This window comes from Entomospira culicis, assembly GCF_028748145.1.
Taxonomy (GTDB): Bacteria; Spirochaetota; Spirochaetia; order WRBN01; family WRBN01; genus Entomospira; species Entomospira culicis.
On the sequence record NZ_CP118181.1, the window covers coordinates 38,257 to 56,931 of the forward strand.

Below are 18,675 nucleotides of genomic sequence, written 5' to 3' on the forward strand. Positions count from 1 at the left end.
TGGTGTATTTGTAGACAGTGTGAATTTTATTTGATGAAAGAGCAAAAAATATAGATTATATTAAGGTAAGGAGCGTGTAACCATGGATGGAGCACAGAAGAAATTTGCGTGGATCACGGGAGCTAGTTTTATCGCGTTGGTTTTGGCGATGGCGACTGTATTGATGGTTTTTGGTGGACAGAAAGTGCATGCCCAAGAGGCAACGCCTACGCAGCAAGAGGTGGCGGCACCCAAGGCGGCTAATGGTATGGGCTTATTGGGGGCGGGCATTGCATTTGGACTTGCGGCCTTAGGTGCAGGCATTGCAATTGCTAGTGTTGGCGCGGCTGCTTTAGGCGTTATCAGCGAGAAGCCAAAGATGCTAGGTCAAGCCTTTATCTTTGTTGCCTTAGGCGAAGGTGTGGTTATCATGGGCTTTGCGATGGCTTTTGTGATCATGCTCAACGGCTAAAGGGTCGCGTGGCATAGCGATGCAGTACTTTGTGATGGGTAGTGATGATGTGGTATTAGGCTTTCACTTAGCCGGGGTGGAGGGTGCGGTGGTGCACGACGAAGCGAGTGCTAGGGAGACTTTCCAGCGCGTGCTTGCGATGAAGGGCTTGGGTATCGTGCTTATGGAGGATACGATCGCGGATTTGATTCGAGAGGAGGTCGATGCCTACATCTTCTCGCATCAGTTCCCGCTGATCTGCGAGATTCCAGGCACACAAGGGCGTGATCCCAACCGTCAATCTTTGCATGACCTTGCGGTACAGGCGATGGGCATCAAAATATAGGAGCGTAGCATGGACAATGAGAGTGCGAAAGTTCAGATGATCGGAGCGATTGACGAGCAGAGCCAAGGGCGCATTGCGACGCTGGAGGCTCAGGCCAAGGCAGAAGAGGTGAGATTGCGCCGTGAGTTTGATGCCAAGCTTGCTACCTTTAAAGAGCAGTTAGAGCAAGAGAAGCGTCAGGAGAGCAATCAGCTAGAGCGAGATGTAGCCCAGCGTCTGACTAACGAGACGAAGCAGATGACCTTAGCTTTGCATAGTCGTATCATGAGCGAGGTGATGGAGGAGTGCTATCAACAATTGATACACCGCACCGCTACGCCGGCTTATCTGGAGCGTTTAGAATACTGGATTTTTGAAGGTATGCAGGTGGTTGCCGATGCTCAGTTGTACGTACAGTTGGGTAAATTGGATTTGTCTCTGTGGGATGAGCAAATGATGCATAAATTGATACGTAGAGCGAATGATGAGCTGGGAATGCAAGTAGAGCTTGCCTTGCATCCATCTGGCGTGCATGCTGGCGTTGGGCCGATAGTTAGCTCGCAAGACGGCAGACGCTTGTGTGATAACACTTTTGGCGCGCGTTTTGCAAGAGAGCGGGCTAGGTTGAGTCGTCTAGCTGCAAGCAAGCTATTTTAAGAGGGAAGAGATGGAGCGATTAATAGGACGAGTAAAACGCGTAACTGGCCCGGTAGTGCATATCGACGGGGTGAGCGACGCCATGATGATGGAGCTAGCCCACGTAGGCAAAGAGCGTATTATCGGTGAGGTGGTTAAGCTAGCTGGCGATAGTGCGGTGGTGCAGGTGTATGAGAGTTCGGTGGGGATTGCACCGGGGGATGAGGTTTATGGCGAGGGCATGCCCTTGAGTGTAGAGCTTGCTCCGGGGTTGATTGGATCGATCTATGATGGTATTCAGCGACCCCTACAAGCATTGGAGGCTGCCAGTGGTGCCTTTATGGCTCGAGGCATTAGTGCGCCTGCGATCAGCTATGAAAAGCGTTGGTCATTTACCCCCAAGGTTACGCAAGGGAATAAGGTGAATGTTGGTGATGTGCTTGGGGTGGTTCCAGAGAGTAGTGCGGTGGAACATCGCATAATGTTACCTGCGCATGTGGGTAATGGCGCTACGGTGGAGATGGTGCAAGTCGCCGGTGAGTACCTTGTTGACGAGGTAATCTTCAAGGTCAAGAGTGCACAGGGTAAAGAGTACGAGCTCACTATGGTTCAGCGTTGGTCGATTCGCACACCACGTCCGGTTAAGGAGCGTCTACCTTTGGATATTCCTCTGATTACAGGGCAACGGGTTATCGATACGCTCTTTCCGTTAGCAAAAGGTGGTGCGGTAGCGTTACCAGGTCCTTTTGGCGCGGGTAAGACAATGACGCAACATGCGGTAGCAAAGTGGTGTGATGCGGATATTATTGTCTATATTGGCTGTGGCGAACGTGGGAATGAGATGACGGATGTGTTGAATGAATTTCCGCACTTGATTGACCCTAGAACTGGCAAGAGCTTGATGGAGCGTACGATTTTGATCGCCAATACCAGTAATATGCCGGTCTCTGCGCGTGAGGCGAGTGTCTATACGGGGGTTACCATCGCCGAGTATTATCGGGATATGGGCTATCACGTGGCGATTATGGCAGATTCTACGAGTCGTTGGGCAGAGGCGATGCGTGAGCTCTCAGGTCGTATGGAAGAGATGCCTGCTGAAGAGGGCTTTCCTGCCTATCTTCCCACAAGAATCGCAGCTTTTTATGAGCGTGCGGGGTTGATGTGCAACCTCAATCATAGCCACGGATCGGTAACGATTATTGGTGCGGTATCGCCTCCGGGGGGAGATTTCTCCGAGCCGGTAACTCAGCACACCAAACGCTTTGTGCGTGCCTTTTGGGCGCTCGATCGATCGCTGGCTTATGCAAGGCACTTTCCTAGCATTAGTTGGATCGACAGCTATTCGGAGTATTTGCCTGATCTGCAAGGGTGGTGGCAACGTGAGGTGAGCGAAGAATTTACCAAAAATCGTAATACCATGGTAGAATTACTATTGAAGGAGGACAAGTTGCAACAAGTGGTTAAGCTGGTGGGTGCCGATGCATTGCCTGAGAGCCAGCAATTTGTCTTAGAGGTTTGTACGATGTTTAAAAATGCCTTTTTACAGCAGAGCGCTTTTGATAAGGTGGATCAATTTTCTACGATGCAGAAACAGGCTAAAATGCTTGGACTCATTGTGCGCTATTGGCAACTGGGCAGTCAAGCGATTCGTAATGGCGCGCACTTGGTGCATATCCGCCAGCTTGATGCGGTGCGCGCATTGGTGCGAATGAAACTTACCGTACCGAACGAGCAATTAGAAGAGTTTGATGCCATGGAGCTAGCATTAGAGCAAGCAATTAGCCAGACGGAGGGAAGAGATGCTTAGTTCAAAGGATAGTATTGATCGTGCCTTACTTGCTAAGCGCGAGTATGTGGGTATTAGCGAGATTAATGGTCCATTAATTTATATTAAAAATACGCACAATATTGGCTATCAAGAGCTGGTGGAGTGTTCTGATAAAGAGGGAAACGTTCGCTTAGGGAATGTGCTTGATACCAGTAAAGATGTGGTGGTGGTGCAGTTGTTTGAGAGCACCACGGGGCTCAATTTGCCAGATACGCGCGTAAAATTTTCGGGGCAACCTTTGATGCTTGGCGTGAGCGAGAGCATGCTGGGCAGAGTTTTTGACGGTTTGGGGCGCCCGATTGATGGCGGAGCGGAGATTATCCCTACAAAAGAACTTAATGTCAATGGTTTGCCGATGAACCCTGCTTCGCGTCTGTATCCCAAGAATTTTATCCAGACGGGCATTAGCCTTATCGACGGGATGAATACCTTGATTCGTGGGCAGAAGCTTCCTATTTTTAGTGGGAACGGTATGCCTCACGAGCGGTTGGCGGCGCAGATTGCGCGTCAGGCGAAGATTACGGGGGGCGATGGCACCGAGGAATTTTGCGTGGTTTTTGCTGCGATGGGTGTAAAGAGTGATGTGGCGCATTACTTTACCAAGACCTTTGAGGAGTCGGGGGTGTTGGGCAATGTGGCGCTCTTTTTGAGTCTGGCGGATGATCCAAGTGTGGAACGCACCATTACCCCGCGTGTCGCGCTCACCTTGGCCGAACACTTGGCCTTTGATTGTGATAAGCACGTCTTGGTGATTATGATTGACATGGCTAACTACTGCGAGAGTCTGCGCGAGATCTCTACTATGCGATCGGAGATTCCTAGCCGTAAGGGCTATCCGGGGTATCTCTATTCTGACTTAGCCGAGCTTTATGAGCGCGCTGGCATGCTTAAAGGCAAGAAGGGATCGATTACGCAAATTCCTATTCTCACGATGCCTAATGATGACATTTCGCACCCCATTCCCGATCTGACAGGATATATTACCGAGGGACAAATTGTCTTTGATCGCATGATGCATGCGCAAGGCATCTATCCACCGATTGCTAGTTTGGCGAGTTTATCGCGCTTGATGAAGGACGGTATTGGTGAGGGGCTTACTCGGGCTGATCATCCACATCTATCGGCACAACTCTTTGCTGCATATAGTTATGTCAAAGATGTCCGCAATTTAGCCTCGGTGATTGGTGAGGATGAGTTGACCGATTTGGATAAGAGCTATATCGCTTTTGGCGAGGCGTTTGAGCGTGATTTTGGGGCGCAAGGCTTTGAGGAGAATCGTACGATTGAAGAGACATTGGAGCGTGGTTGGCGCTTGGTCTCGATGCTACCTAAGGAGGAGTTGACGCGTCTAACCGAAGAGGAGATTGAGCAATATTATGGCCACTAAGCACCAATACGCCCCTACCAAGACGAATCTCAATAAGCTTAAAGATGAGCTCAAATTTGCTAAACAGGGCTATGAGTTACTCGATCAAAAGCGCACGATTTTGATTATGGAGTTGATGCGATTGATTGATCAGGCTACGGAGTTTGAGGAGCGGGCAGACGCGCTATTAGCGAGTGCGTATAAGGCATTACGCGACTCGGTGGTGGCCAATGGGCGACTCAATGCCTACGCACAGGCATTAACGGTGAACATTGAGAGTGAAATTGTGGTGGATAATCGGCGCATTATGGGAGTGAGTATTCCTGCGGTTACTACGCATTTTGTCGATCATCCCCCTTATTACAGTGGATATGGTGCGGGATCGGCGCTTGATGAAGCCGTGATCGCCTTTAAGCAGGCGGTACAGCTGATGGGGCGTCTGGCGGAGCTAAAGATTGGTATTATGCGTTTGGCGCACGAGGTCAAGCGTACGATCCGTAAGGTTAATGCGCTAGATCGTATCGCTATTCCTAGTGCGCAGGGACAAATTCGGGTGATAGAGTCGCATTTAGAGGAGAGCGAGCGCGATATGTTTGTCTTAATGAAGAGCGTCAAACAGCATCTACAGAAGAGGCAGTAAAGGAGGATGAAGATGGAGGGTATACCAAAAATTTTGGTTTACGCTGATGGTACAGACGAGGCGCTTACTGCTATGAAGTATGCGATTTACATGGCAAAGTCTTATCAGTTAGAACTTTATGGCGTGCATGTGATTAATACCAAGGCGCTTAATGATTTGGTACGTGCGAAGATATTTTTGCAGTTGGAGCAAGAGGAGTATCTACAAGATATGCAAAACGATGCGCGTAAGCATTTGGATGAGTTGATTCACTTAGCCCAAAAGAAGGGGGTGCTGGTGCATCCGCTTATCGAAGAGGGCGAGGTTTATAAAGAGGTGATACGCGTAGTTAAGGAAGAGGAGATAAACATCTTGGTTATCGGTGAGTTGGCCTCGATTCGCAGTAAGCGCGATGAGCATCACAATGAGATGGAGCGTCTGCTACGCAACGTCTCCTGTTCGGTCTTGGTGGTTAAGGATAGTAAGCGGGTAGACAAACTTTATAATACATTGTAAGATAGAGCAGAGAGTCGCTATCTTAAGGGAGAGAAGAGATGAATGTAATGAAGACATTAAATGTACATCGGATTAAAACACCATTAGTTTCGCACAAAAAAGAGGACGTTTTACGTGAGCTGGTGATGATATTGGCAAAAGATAACATTATTAGTAATGTAGAAGAGGCCTATATGGCCGTGGTGGCGCGCGAGCAGAAGGGTTCGACGGGATTGGGTGGGGAGATTGCCATTCCACATGCGAAGACTACCGAAGTGGAGAAGGTGGCTATGGCGATTGGTATTGCCCCTGATGGCATCGCTTTTGATAGTTTGGATGGGGCACCGGCGAAGATCTTCTTTTTGATTTTGGCTAATCCGGAGTACGCGTCGTTGCATATTGAGGCGCTCAATGAGATTGCGCATCTTACGCGTGATAAGGCATTTTGTCAAGAGTTGATTCGCGCGAAGAGTGCCCAAGAGGTTCTATCCATTATTCAACGTGAGGAGTAGTTTGGTTAGCATCGATACAATTAGAAATTTAGTGGAGAGAAAAGAGACATCTCTTGCACCCTTGTCGGCATATCTCTTGCAGGAGTTGATCGCGCGATTACCTAGGGAATATATGGCATTAGAGACGATCTTGCATCGTCTGCTTCTTGCGGTTGATGGGGGATCGTTAGCGCTCGAACTTAGCAATAAGGAGCTGGAGCGTTTACGTAGTTGCGAACTGGTTAGTCTTGAGGATGTGGCTGGAGAGCGAGCAACTCCTTTGGTTTTATCGGGGAGGTATCTCTATTTACGGCGTTTTTGGAATTTGGAAGAACGTGTGGTTGATTTGATGAAAAATGAGCTGATCATGCGCTCTTCGGCTACGGCGTTTGAGGTTAGAGAGCCAGAAGCGTTGTTGCATGCTTGGCAAGCTTCGGATTCGTCTGTGAATGAGGCGATCGCCTTGGCGGGGGCGCGCATTTTGGCGAGCGATTTCTTATTGTTGAGCGGTGGGCCAGGATCGGGGAAGACCTTTTCTTTGGTGCGATTGCTCAAACTTTTGGATTTATGGGCAGGGCATGCTGGGAAGAGGTTGTCGCTTTTGGTGAGCGCGCCTACGGCAAAGGCGGTGGCACGTATCCAAGAGGGGATGCATAAAGAGGCTAAGTTTTCACACTTTGATTTAATGTTGAGTACGCTGCATCGGGCGCTGGGCTATCGCAGTGATGGCACGTTTACCCATGGACGAGCGTATCCGCTTAGCGTTGATGTGGTGATTGTCGACGAGATGAGCATGGTGGATATCTACCTTTTTGAGCAACTCTTGAGCGCGCTACCTAGGCGTTGTAAGGTTATCTTTTTAGGCGATGCCGATCAACTACCGAGCGTTGCGCGTGGGGCGATTTTATCGGACTTGGTCTATTATCATCAACATCCGCAAGAAATTCCGACGGGTAAGCATGATCCTTTAGCAAAAAACATGCTCTTTTTGAAAGGAAGTCAGCGATCGAATGTGGCGATTTTGGGACTAGCTCAAGCTTTTTTGCGTGGGGATAAAGCAGAGGTGGAAAAGATCCGTAGTGAGGTGCGTGCGCACCAATCGGAGAGTCTCTTTTTTCATGCATTGCCGACAGATGCGTCGAAATTTTACGACTGGGTCAAAGAGCAGTATGCTATGTATATCCCTAAAACAGCGAGGCTTGGCGCGTATGATGCAACCTTCGGGTTGAATGCTAGGCAAATCGAAATAGCAAAAGCATTCTTTGCGATGTATGATATGTTTGCGGTGATTACACCGGTGCATGATGGCGCGTATGGTGTGAAGAGCATTAACTTAGAGGTGCGTAAGCGGTTGGGTTTTTTGGATAGTTTGTATGATGGTATGCCGATTGTGATTACGGTGAATCAACCTGAACTTGGCTTGGCAAATGGCGATCGGGGGGTGATATTGAAGCTGGATGGCACGTACTATGCACTTTTTCGCGAGGGCGAATCGACCTATCGCTGTTATCTATCGACGGAGCTAGGTGCGTATGAGGTGGCTTATGCGATTACGGTACACAAAAGTCAGGGATCGGAGTATGAGAACGTGGCGGTATTGCTTCCTAGTAACGCAAAGCGCTTGCTTGATCGAAGCCTGATTTATACGGCGATTACACGGGCAAAGTCGCAAGTGAGGATCTTTGGAGGCGACGAGGAGATTGGCTATAGTTTAGCCCAGAGGCAACAACGTGTGAGTCAGATAGCGAGCAAAATTTTAGATTGATAGGTTTTTTGCGAATAAATATCTAAAAATTACGCACATCGTCAATTTTCTTTGGTATAAATGATAAAAAGATCTTCTCTTTTTGTATAAAAATATGGTATAATAAGGGTATATCGATAAAAATCGATGCAATAAGTTCTATAAATAAAGAGAGAATAACAGCAGTGAAAGCAAGAATTCATCGTTTAAAACTGATTGAGCGGTTGATAGCGGAGAAGCATATTTCTAGCCAAGAGCAACTTCAAAGTCAGCTGGAGCACGAGGGCTATAAGGTTACTCAGGCCACGCTCAGTCGTGATTTGCGTACGCTACAGGTGTGGCGTACGGTGGATAAATTTGGTTCATTCCGCTATATGCTCCCCGGTGAGGGAGGGACACAGAATAATTATTTAAATGAATCACAGTTGGATATTGAGCGCGGTTGTCTGTCGCTCGATTTTTCTGGAAATATGGCGGTTTTTCGCTCGCCAGAGGGCTTTGCAAACTCGCTGGGCTTGGCGATTGAACACCTTGGCTTTGATGAGATTTTGGGGTTAATCGCTGGGTTTGATACCGTCTTTGTTGCCCTAAAAGATAATGTAACGCGCGAGGGATTTGTGAAATCGCTTAAAGAGAAAGTGCCTAATATTCGTATCAAGGATTATGCTTAATGGTGGGAGTAAGGAGAATGTATAAACTTTGGGCGGTTGCCCTGTTGAGTGTGGGATTGTTGAGCTGTCAGAAGAGTGCTGATGCTCAGAGTGCTTCGTCGGAGCAAAAACGTGTAAGTGAGCAGAAAAATTTAATCATTGAAGGAAGTCAGATGGACAGAGACGAACGTATCAAGACGTTGAATGATGGCTTATATGCCGTTATTAGCACCACCCGTGGGGATATTTGGGTAGAGTTATTCTACGAGCAGGCACCGTTGACGGTGGTCAATTTTGCTGGATTAGCCATGGGAAGCTTGAGTAAGGCGAATAAGAGTGGGGCATTTTACGATGGCTTGACCTTTCACCGTGTGATCGATAATTTTATGATTCAGGGTGGAGACCCAACTGCGAGTGGGTCGGGTGGGCCTGGTTATCGCTTTGCTGACGAAATTGTGGAAGGTCTCACCTTTAATCGTGCGGGTCTCTTGGCGATGGCGAATGCGGGTGCTGGGACAAATGGAAGTCAATTCTTTATTACGCACGTGCCTACACCGCATTTGAATGGCAAGCATACTATCTTTGGGCAAGTGGTTGCTGATATCGATCAGCAGGTGGTGAATGCGATCAAGCAGAATGATCGTATCGAGACGGTTACGATTTTGCGTAAGGGTGATAAGGCGCAGGCGTTTGTGATTGATCAGGCGAATTTTGATGCTATCGATTTGGATTACAAAACCAAAGAGCGCGCGACGCAGGAGAAGGCGAATGCGTCGATGATTGCTGAGATTAAGAAGCAGTATCCGAATATCCAAGTGAGTGAGCTGGGTGTGTATTATATTATCGAGAAGGCGGGGAGCGGCGAGCGTCCAAACCGCGGACAGGTGGTGAGTATGCATTATGATGGCGTGCTCTTTCCTAGTGGGAGTCGTTTTGACAGTAGCTACCAACGCAACGAACCGATTGAAGTGCCTGCTGGCGATGGCTATGTGATTGCGGGGTGGGATGAGATGATGCTTCAGATGCAAGTGGGGGAAAAACGTATTGTCATTTTGCCACCAGAGCTTGCCTATGGGGCGGCTGGTCGTCCACCGGTGATTCCACCAAGTGCGTGGCTTCAGTTTACGATGGAGCGCGTCTCTTAGGCGAATTTTTTATCTAGGAATAGCGAAAGGCAAGGAAGTTGGGATGATTTTCTTGCCATTATTCTTTATAAAAAGTAGGTTGGCAATATATAGGATGTTGTGTGTAAAAAGTAATCATAATTAATTCTTTCTATTTAAACAATTAACTTGACTTTTAATTAACTTTTGCGTAACATTAAAAGAGTAGAGGGAGCAAGCTGGCCAGCGGAGTAAACTTTATGCCTAATCAAGAAGAATGGAGGATATAAAATGATTATCAATCATAATATGAGTGCGATGAACGCCAATCGAAATTTAAACAACACCAATCAGGTGATGCGTAAGGACATGGAGAAGCTTGCTACGGGGCAACGTATTACCCGCGCAGGCGATGATGCTTCTGGGTTGGCGGTTTCGGAGAAGATGCGCGCGCAGGTGCGTGGATTGAATCAGGCTGTTCGTAACATTAATGATGGTGTTTCGTTTATTCAGACCACCGAGGGGTATCTGCAAGGCACTACAGAATCGCTACAACGTATCCGAGAGTTATCGGTGCAGGCGGCTAACGGTATCTATGCCGAAGAGGATCGTGGGTATATTCAGGTTGAGGTTTCGCAGATGGTAACGGAGATTAACCGAATTGCCTCACAGGCGCAGTTCAACACGATGAATCTTTTGGATGGGAATTTAGCCGAAGGGACGGAAGGGATGCGTATCCATATGGGCGCGAATACGGATCAGTACTCGTCGATGTATGTGAACTCGATGAGTGCGGAGTCGCTGGGTGTGGAGGGTATCAGCTTGCTTACGGCGGACGAGGCTAATACTGCGATTGCGACAGTGGATCGCGCTCTACAGATGGTGAGTAGCGAGCGCTCCAATTTGGGTGCGTATCAAAACCGTATGGAGATGGCCTCGCGTAGTCAGGCAACGGCATCGGAGAATCTCCAATCTACGGAGAGCCAGATTCGCGATTTGAATATGGCAAACGGAATGGTTGAGTTAAGTCGTGAGCAAATTTTGAATCAAGCTGGTACGGCGATGCTGGCACAAGCCAATCAAAGTAGCTCTGGTGTGATGCGACTTTTGGGATAATTTGCACAAATTGTAAAGAAAAATTTCGAGAAAGAGTACAGTTTGATGTGCTCTTTCTTATTTATAATATAAGAGGATAAAAATTTTCAGAAAGAATGTGAATTTTTGCATTAGGTACTTCCCTTTTTTTTATAAACATGTTATACTTAATATAAATCTGGCAGAAATGCCTAAAACCAAGAATGAGTGCAAAATGGATTTTTGTACTTCAGAATCTATGGAGGGAGAAAAATGATTATCAATCACAACATGAGTGCGATGAACGCAAATCGCAACTTAGACAACACCAATCAAGTTATGCGCAAAGACATGGAGAAGTTGGCTCAAGGTCAACGCATCACCCGCGCTGGTGATGACGCTTCGGGGCTTGCTGTATCGGAGAAGATGCGCGCACAAGTTCGCGGTTTAAACCAAGCTGTTCGTAACATCAATGACGGTGTTTCTTTTATTCAAACCACCGAGGGTTACCTACAAGGTACCACCGAGTCTCTACAACGTATTCGTGAGCTCTCCGTACAGGCTGCTAACGGTATCTACGCTGAAGAAGATCGTGGTTATATCCAAGTAGAGGTTTCCCAAATGGTAACCGAGATCAACCGTATTGCTTCTCAAGCTCAGTTCAACACCATGAACCTTCTTGATGGTACCATGGCTGAGGGAACTGACGGTATGCGTATCCACATGGGTGCTAACACCGATCAATACTCGTTTATGTATGTTAATTCGATGACCGCTGAGGCTCTTGGCGTAGAGGGTGCTGATGTTACCACTATGGATAACGCTAACACCTTGATCGCTACCGTTGATAACGCTCTAAAAACCGTTAATGAACAACGTTCTAACCTTGGTGCATACCAGAACCGCATGGAAATGGCTTCCCGTAGTCAGGCAACTGCTTCGGAGAACCTACAATCCACCGAGAGCCAAATTCGTGATTTGAATATGGCAACTGGTATGGTTGAGCTTGCTCGTGAGCAAATCCTTAACCAAGCTGGTACTGCTATGCTTGCACAAGCTAACCAGAGCACAGCTAGTGTTACTCGTCTTCTTAACTAAAATTTAGCTTAAGTTTGATAATGAAAACCCGTCTTTATAAGAGACGGGTCTCTTTTTTTCTTAATAAAAGAGAGTCAGTATGTTAATCAGGAGGAACAAATGATTATCAATCACAACATGAGTGCGATGAACGCAAATCGTAATCTCAACAACACCAATCAGGTTATGCGTAAAGACATGGAAAAATTGGCTCAAGGTCAACGCATTACCCGCGCCGGCGACGACGCTTCGGGACTCGCGGTATCGGAAAAGATGCGCGCACAAGTACGCGGCTTAAACCAAGCCGTACGCAACATGAATGATGGCGTCTCTTTTATTCAAACAACAGAAGGCTACCTACAAGGCACCACCGACGCGCTTCAACGTATCCGTGAGCTCTCCGTGCAGGCAGCCAACGGTATCTACGCTGAAGAAGATCGTGGATATATTCAGGTTGAGGTCGATCAGATGGTAACCGAGATTAGCCGTATCGCATCCCAAGCCGAGTTCAACACCATGAAGCTTTTGACTGGTGATTTTGGCGAAGGCACGAGCGGAATGCGTATCCATATGGGTGCTAACACCGATCAATTTACCACCATGTACGTGGGCGCAATGACTCCAGAGGCGTTAAGCATTGGTACCGATCAGGGTGAGTCGCTGGTTGATGTCTCGACCATGGATGGTGCTAACAGCTCGATTGCGATGGTTGATGTCGCACTCCAAACGGTTAATCGCCAGCGCGCCGATCTTGGTGCCTATCAAAACCGCATGGAGATGGCTTCTCGTTCCCAAGCAATTGCTTCGGAAAACCTACAATCCACCGAGAGCCAAATCCGTGATCTCAATATGGCAAGTGGCATGGTCGAACTTGCACGTGAGCAGATTCTCAATCAAGCTGGAACTGCCATGCTTGCCCAAGCCAATCAGAGTGCAGCAACTGTTACGCGCCTCTTAGGTTAAGCACCTCTTTGTCCGATAATATGGGAGAGGAGCAATCTTCTCCCATATCTTTTAAAACAAAGCTCTTGTCAAAAAGATAAAAATAGCTTATTCTATGAGCGATTAGACCGCAGGAGGTTCATGCGATGGCCGAATTAGGTGTCCCTGGTGTTAGTAGCCAGTACGATCAATATATTGAGCGCTTGGTGGAGCTTGCCAAAGTGCGACGCAAACCCATCGAGGAGCGCTTAGAGCAGAGCAAACTACGCAAAAGTGTCTGGATGGAGCTGAATAATCGCTTATTAAAGCTTGAGGAGGCCAGCCGTCAGCTGTATGGTCTTAATAATGTCTTTCGCGATCGCATGGCAACTAGCACGAATGAAGATGTGGCGATTGTGCGTCCGCGTCGCGATATTGAGCCTGTCGATATGCAGATTCAGGTGAAGCAGATCGCCAGTGCCGATCGCTTCTCTTCGCAGCCTGTCGATGTTACCCGTACTATCGAGGCTGGTATCTATCAATTTCGGGTGGGTGATGAGGAAATTAATGTCAATTTTGCCGGAGGCGACCTGAGAGCCTTTAGTGAGGCGCTCAATGCGATCAACCCTGAGGTGTTACGCTCTTCAGTGGTACAGAGCCACGCTAATCAACAGACGATATTTTTAGAGTCTCGCTTGATTGGTGCGCAAAATGCTATCGACTTTGAGGGCAAGGCGAAAGAGCTCGCGTTTGATTTAGGGCTCATCACCGATCAAGTTGATCTCACTTTACGCGTGGAGAGTGACTCACGTAGTGCTAATGCGGTTGGGCGACTCTTCGACCCCAAAGAAGAGCTTTTGCTTAGCTCGGGGCGTACCGTGGCTTTGGCGGTAGAGGTCGATGATGATCGGATTCAAGAGGGCGCAATTTTACGCCTACAATATAGCACACAAGATCGTCCTAGACCGAATGTTGCCTTCTTGGCGGCTGCTGATCGGCAAAATGTCGATCAAGCTCTGCGTGAGGGGCGCTTAACCCCCGTAACCCCCGACAATATCCCTTATGATCTGCCTGTCTCTAGCCCTAATGATAATGTTTTCTTGCGTATTAATGATCGCTTAGTTGCGCTCTCTTCGCTTGCCAACACCGCCGGTGAGGATGGCATGATTGAGTTATCTCTTGATCAATTTGCTGGTCAGCGCCTGCAGGGCATTGTCTTGAATAATCAGGATGGAGTGCGTGATATCACGATTAATAGTATGGAGTTATCTTTTCCTAATCTCACCGATTGGACACCGATTAATGCGGTCTCTCGGGCGCAAGATGCCGAATTCAATATCGATGGTGTGGATGTAACGCGCGATACCAATGTGATTGAAGATCTCGTTCCGGGGCAGACTATTGAGCTACGTAGTGCTAGCGATGAGGTGGTCGATTTAAGTGTAAAATACGATACAGAAAAGGCCACCCGCGCGATTGAGGAGTTCCTCTTTTACTACAACTGGACGGTCTTTCATATCAATGCCGCCACCACGATACGTGATAACGAGAGCATCTTAGAGACGGGATACTACACGACCGAGCGCGACGTGGAACTTGCTAAGGAGATTCTGGGGTTGATGCAGGGCGATCAACAGCTCAATGGGTTAAAGAGCCGTATGCAATCGATGATGATTTCGGCTTATCCTATTGGTGTGGATGGCGAAGAGCAGTATATTTTTGCGAATATGGGTGTAAGTACCAGACGACTCAACTCTTCGGCTAGTGGTGCCGACCGTTTAGGCTACTTTAATATCCACGATCAAGATCGCTTTGAATTCGCACTTAATGAGAGTTGGGAAGATGTGCGCGACTTTTTTGCCCGCGCTCCGCTTTCCCAAGGTGTCTATGAGACGGGCTTGGTGCGTGGTCGTATGCCAAACCCTAATCCTGATCCCACCAAAGAAGAGGATCAATTTTTACCCACAGGGTTAAGCGCGACGGCAAGCACGTACACTTTTGGCCCTCGTAGTGTGATTGCCACGCGCTCACAACAGCTTGATAGTGAAATTAAGCGTCATACCGACGCCCTTACTGCCTTTGATGAAGATCTCGAGCGCAAGCGCCAGCAGTGGATCCGTGACTTTGCCGCTGCCGAGAATGCCCAACGCGAAATGGAGCGCCTGCAGAGTCAGATTGAGGGTATGAATCGTAGTCAAAATAATCGTTAAAGAGGTGTTAGGTGAAGATAGAGATTGATGGAGTAGATGTGCCGTATCAGCTAGATGGCGAGAAGGTGTTGGGTGATCTTATCCCAACCTTGCGCCTCTATCTCTTTAATCAGGGGCGGATGATTGAGCAGTTGCTGGTGGATGGTGCAGGTCGTGGTATTGATGCTCAATTACCCATCACGCAGATCGGGTTGCTTAGTTTAACCACCGCGGTTATTTTAGATCTTGATGAGGTGAGCAAGCGTGCGAATACTCTGCTTAAACATATCGAAACAGGTAAGGGATGTCAGTTAGATAAATGCGCGCACAACATTACGCAGTGGGCAAAGAGTGTGGAATTTTGGTTGCAAGATTTCTCTCTCTCGCCTGACTTCTTCCAACTTTTGGCCCGACTCCCTCAATATGATGGCAAAGCAGAGGAGACGTCGCTCTATCAAAAAGCGCTTACGGTGGTGGTGCGTTGCCTTGCCGAGCGTAATGCTGAGCTTGAAGATCCCATTACTGTAACGTTGCATGGCATGCAGGCGTTGCTAGAGAAAGAGCAAGCGATGTTGGATATGGGGATTACGCTTCAGAGCAATCAGGATGCGACCTCTGCCTATGAGATTTTGCTCTTTACCGAGGCTTTACAGAAGCTAAAACGGGTCAGTCGCCTCTTACCGGAGAGCCACGATGCGCTTTATGATCGTCTGGATGCTTGGCTGGAGGAGAGCCTTGGCATTATGACGCAGATGGTGGAAGCATTTGATACGAAAGATTTTATCCTTACTGCGGATTTGGCTGAATATGAATTGGTGGAGCGCCTCCAATCTTTAAAAACGTTAGAAGAAGAATTTCGCGTGCTCTCTTTGGGGCAATCCTAACGTTGATGGTGATTTATTCGTTACTTGTTCTTCTCTCTTTGACTCTGCTATTTGCGATGCTCTACCGCTCATGGCTCTACGTGCGCTATCGACAATGGCGTTTTCATCATCAAGCGATACGTATTGGCATGAAGAGTGAGCCTCGCCGACTCTTGTGGCAATTGGTGCGCGACTATCACATCAAAGAGAGCGCCTATACGCTGATGAATTCGCGACTACTTAATAAAATTCTTCTTAAGGCACTCAACGATGTGGAGATGGATTTGAGTATCTCCCTTAAAGAGCGCGAGCTTTTACAGTATCAATATTACGAAATCAAACGCTTTTTTGATCGGGTGAAGGTATCGCCTAGCTTGTTGACTACCAAGGATTTACCGATGGATGCGCTTCTACTAATCAATAAGCCCGATAATGTGCGATTATCTTTGCGCGCGCGGTGCATACAGTTGACAAATTTAGGGTTTTCGGTGGCGCTAGAGAAGATGTCCCAAGAGCAGTGGGCAACTTTGAGCCATCGCGGGATTTTTGAGTTTCTCTATACCGATGCCCAGCACTTTGAGTATCACTTTACGGCAAAACTACGCACGGTAAAGGAAGATTCTGGGCAATTATCGCTCTTTTTTGCGCATAGCAAATCGATAGAGATTCTTGCTGATCAACGCCCGCCTTCGCGCCGTTTTGATCGCGAGGCTCTGCTTGCGCCAGCCGATCTGCTTTTAGATAAGACGGGAAATCGTCAATTTACTGCCCAAAAAGAGGAACTATGCTCTCTCTTAGAGCTCTCGCTGGTGGGCGCGGTGCTTAAAAGTAGCCAAGATTTGCTTTTGCATCAATTTGTCTACTTACAATTTATGGGCGCTACGCAACGTGTGGTCTGTTATGGTCGGGTGGAGAAGCTGGTGCAACTGGGCGAGCAAAAGCAAATACATGTACAATTTTTACAAACGAGCCGATCGAGCTTGAATCAAATTAGCTATTTAGTGTATGATTTATGAACGTAGATGAGGATGAAAAGCTATGGAATTAATCGAAATTAGAGAGATAGAACCAGAACCGAACGCGGTCTACTATCGTCAGAAGTATGATGGTAAGGCGCACTTTCGCAGTGAAGCCATTGGCGACTTTGAAGTCCCTATTCACTTTATCGTGGAGACCGACCCACTAGGACAGAAGAGCATTACTGCATCATTTCCTAAGGGGGCAGAGTACCCATTGATTCCTTTGGTGCGTTTGTTAAAGGAGCGTATTTTGGAGTTGCACAATAATGGACACCTCTATTAAGGAAGCGCCAGAGTATTATCGCTGTGCAAGTGAGGATGAGCTCTTTCTTTTAGGAGAGAGGTTGGCTTCGCGATTAACGCCTCAAACCACGGTGCTTCTTAAAGGTACGCTGGGGGCGGGTAAGACATTATTGGTGCGTGGCATGATGAGCTATTTTGGGGTCTCGCCTGGTATGGTGGCCTCACCATCGTTTGCTATTGTCCACGACTACCCTGCCTCTATCCCAATTAAGCATCTCGATCTTTATCGCATTACTGATCTTGATTCGTGGTATCAGTTGGGCATCGAGGAAGAGCTTGGGCGCGCCCTCCTTTTAATTGAGTGGCCGCAGTTGATCGAAGCGGAAATTCCCTCGCCCAAGGTGGAGATTTCGATCACTATCGAGGCGGACAATGCGCGTAAGGTGGCGGTGGTATGGAGTTGAGCAAACCTAACATTCTTTCTATCGACAGTGCTGGGGCGTACCTAGGCGTGGCGCTCTTGCGTGGCGATACTCTGTATGAAGAGCGCATCGTAGGCGATAGCAAACAGCAAGAGGCACTCACCCCCACCCTACAGCGTTTAGTAGCTAAGGCAGAGCTTACCCCTCAGGCGATCGATCTCATCACGGTGATGCGTGGTCCTGGCACCTTTACGGGGTTGCGCGTGGGTATGGCGGCGGGCAAGGGTATTGCCTATGCGCTCAAGAAGCCGTTGGTGAGTCTATCTACGTTATTGGTATATGCAGAAGAGCTTAAAAAGCATACCTACAGTGCGGTAATTCTGGATGCGCGTAAGCATCGTTATTATGCGCAACTTTTTCACTTTGGCAAGCCGATAAGTGAGCCTTTGGATATTGGCGCACTGGAGCTTAGCCAGAAGATGACGGATGTTTCTTCCCTTGAGTGGTGGGTGAGTGGTTATGGCGTGGATAGCTTTATGCAGGAGATTATTAGAGATGACCTTGCGTGTATCCCGCTTGAAACGGCGCACGAGGCGAAGGCGGGACTTTTGGCGCGCTTGGCTTTTGCGCATTATCAAGAGCTGGGGGCAGATGATTTCGCGCAAGGCCCGATGTATCTACGCTTGAGTGAGGCGCAGTTGAGTATTCAGAGTAGATAGGTATGTTATCTCGATATAAAAAGATTTGGTGGGCGCTTTATGCTGGACTTTTGAGTTTATTGCTTGTCGATCTCTTTCTTGGGTCGATGAATTTTGGGTTGCAAGCCCAGCAACGGCGAGAGATCGAACAAATGCAAGAGAATCTCGATGCGTTGCTCTCGTTGCAGGTGATGTTAGAGGCAATTAAGGCAGACCACGAGCATAACGATGAGACGATTATTTTGGAGGCACGAAAAGTTGGCTTTTTTCGCCCCAATGAGGCGCTAATCGTGGTGCGTGGGGTGGAGAATCTTGCCGACAATCGTGAGGTGGGTCAGGTGGTACGCCAAGTGGTAGATCGGAAGCCTGCATTACGTTGGTATGGAATTTTCGCCTTTGTTGTCGCGTTCTGCTTGGTGCTGATGGGTCAACTCTTTTTGCATCGAGAGGAAGAGTAGTCAAAGAATTTTCTGGTATGGTGT

The 18,675-nt window shown here is 48.0% G+C and carries 21 protein-coding genes; all 21 read left to right on the top strand.

The features are described from left to right. Positions 1 to 82 precede the first annotated feature (82 nt). The 21 genes from PVA46_RS00200 to PVA46_RS00300 all read left to right on the top strand — a co-directional run bounded on the left by PVA46_RS00200 (position 83) and on the right by PVA46_RS00300 (position 18,651). Positions 83 to 451 (top strand): ATP synthase subunit C, encoded by a 369-nt coding sequence (locus PVA46_RS00200; RefSeq protein ID WP_167694718.1) that lies wholly within the window; start codon positions 83 to 85, stop codon positions 449 to 451. Between the two features lie 34 nt (positions 452 to 485). Beyond that, the gene (locus PVA46_RS00205) at positions 486 to 776 is read left to right on the top strand and encodes a V-type ATP synthase subunit F (RefSeq protein WP_274360341.1); all 291 of its coding nucleotides are present in this window, start codon (positions 486 to 488) and stop codon (positions 774 to 776) included. 9 nt (positions 777 to 785) lie between these two features. Further along, positions 786 to 1,412, top strand: a complete 627-nt coding sequence (locus PVA46_RS00210) for a V-type ATP synthase subunit E family protein (protein ID WP_167694720.1) — start codon at positions 786 to 788, stop codon at positions 1,410 to 1,412. A 10-nt stretch (positions 1,413 to 1,422) separates the two neighbouring features. Beyond that, positions 1,423 to 3,198, top strand: a complete 1,776-nt coding sequence (locus tag PVA46_RS00215; protein ID WP_167694721.1) for a V-type ATP synthase subunit A — start codon at positions 1,423 to 1,425, stop codon at positions 3,196 to 3,198. Beyond that, complete coding sequence (locus PVA46_RS00220; RefSeq protein WP_167694722.1) at positions 3,191 to 4,606, top strand: V-type ATP synthase subunit B; 1,416 nt, start codon at positions 3,191 to 3,193, stop codon at positions 4,604 to 4,606. The genes PVA46_RS00215 and PVA46_RS00220 overlap by 8 nt, the downstream gene beginning before the upstream one ends. After that, complete coding sequence (locus tag PVA46_RS00225; protein WP_167694723.1) at positions 4,596 to 5,225, top strand: V-type ATP synthase subunit D; 630 nt, start codon at positions 4,596 to 4,598, stop codon at positions 5,223 to 5,225. The genes PVA46_RS00220 and PVA46_RS00225 overlap by 11 nt, the downstream gene beginning before the upstream one ends. A gap of 12 nt (positions 5,226 to 5,237) precedes the next feature. Further along, on the top strand, positions 5,238 to 5,720 hold the full coding sequence (locus PVA46_RS00230; RefSeq protein WP_167694724.1) for a universal stress protein: 483 nt from the start codon (positions 5,238 to 5,240) through the stop codon (positions 5,718 to 5,720). Between the two features lie 38 nt (positions 5,721 to 5,758). After that, positions 5,759 to 6,211, top strand: a complete 453-nt coding sequence (locus PVA46_RS00235; RefSeq protein ID WP_167694725.1) for a PTS sugar transporter subunit IIA — start codon at positions 5,759 to 5,761, stop codon at positions 6,209 to 6,211. Positions 6,212 to 6,242: 31 nt separating this feature from the next. Then, entirely contained in the window at positions 6,243 to 7,955 is a 1,713-nt protein-coding gene (recD, locus tag PVA46_RS00240; protein ID WP_274360289.1) for an exodeoxyribonuclease V subunit alpha, read from the top strand. A gap of 164 nt (positions 7,956 to 8,119) precedes the next feature. Continuing rightward, on the top strand, positions 8,120 to 8,605 hold the full coding sequence (locus PVA46_RS00245) for an arginine repressor (RefSeq protein ID WP_167694727.1): 486 nt from the start codon (positions 8,120 to 8,122) through the stop codon (positions 8,603 to 8,605). 17 nt (positions 8,606 to 8,622) lie between these two features. Beyond that, positions 8,623 to 9,729 (top strand): peptidylprolyl isomerase, encoded by a 1,107-nt coding sequence (locus tag PVA46_RS00250; RefSeq protein ID WP_274360290.1) that lies wholly within the window; start codon positions 8,623 to 8,625, stop codon positions 9,727 to 9,729. A 249-nt stretch (positions 9,730 to 9,978) separates the two neighbouring features. Further along, the gene (locus tag PVA46_RS00255; protein WP_167694728.1) at positions 9,979 to 10,803 is read left to right on the top strand and encodes a flagellin N-terminal helical domain-containing protein; all 825 of its coding nucleotides are present in this window, start codon (positions 9,979 to 9,981) and stop codon (positions 10,801 to 10,803) included. A gap of 231 nt (positions 10,804 to 11,034) precedes the next feature. After that, positions 11,035 to 11,859: a flagellin N-terminal helical domain-containing protein gene (locus PVA46_RS00260; RefSeq protein ID WP_167694729.1), complete on the top strand. Its 825-nt coding sequence runs from the start codon at positions 11,035 to 11,037 to the stop codon at positions 11,857 to 11,859. Positions 11,860 to 11,958: 99 nt separating this feature from the next. Further along, positions 11,959 to 12,801, top strand: a complete 843-nt coding sequence (locus tag PVA46_RS00265) for a flagellin N-terminal helical domain-containing protein (protein ID WP_167694730.1) — start codon at positions 11,959 to 11,961, stop codon at positions 12,799 to 12,801. Between the two features lie 125 nt (positions 12,802 to 12,926). Then, positions 12,927 to 14,969: a flagellar filament capping protein FliD gene (gene fliD / locus PVA46_RS00270; protein ID WP_167694732.1), complete on the top strand. Its 2,043-nt coding sequence runs from the start codon at positions 12,927 to 12,929 to the stop codon at positions 14,967 to 14,969. Between the two features lie 11 nt (positions 14,970 to 14,980). Then, positions 14,981 to 15,832, top strand: coding sequence for a hypothetical protein (locus tag PVA46_RS00275; protein ID WP_167694734.1), 852 nt, complete (start codon positions 14,981 to 14,983; stop codon positions 15,830 to 15,832). Positions 15,833 to 15,888: 56 nt separating this feature from the next. Continuing rightward, positions 15,889 to 16,827: a hypothetical protein gene (locus PVA46_RS00280; RefSeq protein ID WP_274360291.1), complete on the top strand. Its 939-nt coding sequence runs from the start codon at positions 15,889 to 15,891 to the stop codon at positions 16,825 to 16,827. 22 nt (positions 16,828 to 16,849) lie between these two features. Then, positions 16,850 to 17,113: a hypothetical protein gene (locus tag PVA46_RS00285; protein WP_167694737.1), complete on the top strand. Its 264-nt coding sequence runs from the start codon at positions 16,850 to 16,852 to the stop codon at positions 17,111 to 17,113. Continuing rightward, positions 17,097 to 17,537, top strand: coding sequence for a tRNA (adenosine(37)-N6)-threonylcarbamoyltransferase complex ATPase subunit type 1 TsaE (gene tsaE / locus PVA46_RS00290; protein WP_167694738.1), 441 nt, complete (start codon positions 17,097 to 17,099; stop codon positions 17,535 to 17,537). Before PVA46_RS00285 ends, tsaE begins: the two co-directional genes overlap by 17 nt. Further along, positions 17,528 to 18,214: a tRNA (adenosine(37)-N6)-threonylcarbamoyltransferase complex dimerization subunit type 1 TsaB gene (tsaB, locus tag PVA46_RS00295; RefSeq protein ID WP_167694740.1), complete on the top strand. Its 687-nt coding sequence runs from the start codon at positions 17,528 to 17,530 to the stop codon at positions 18,212 to 18,214. Before tsaE ends, tsaB begins: the two co-directional genes overlap by 10 nt. 2 nt (positions 18,215 to 18,216) lie before the next feature. After that, complete coding sequence (locus PVA46_RS00300) at positions 18,217 to 18,651, top strand: hypothetical protein (protein ID WP_167694741.1); 435 nt, start codon at positions 18,217 to 18,219, stop codon at positions 18,649 to 18,651. Positions 18,652 to 18,675 lie beyond the last annotated feature (24 nt).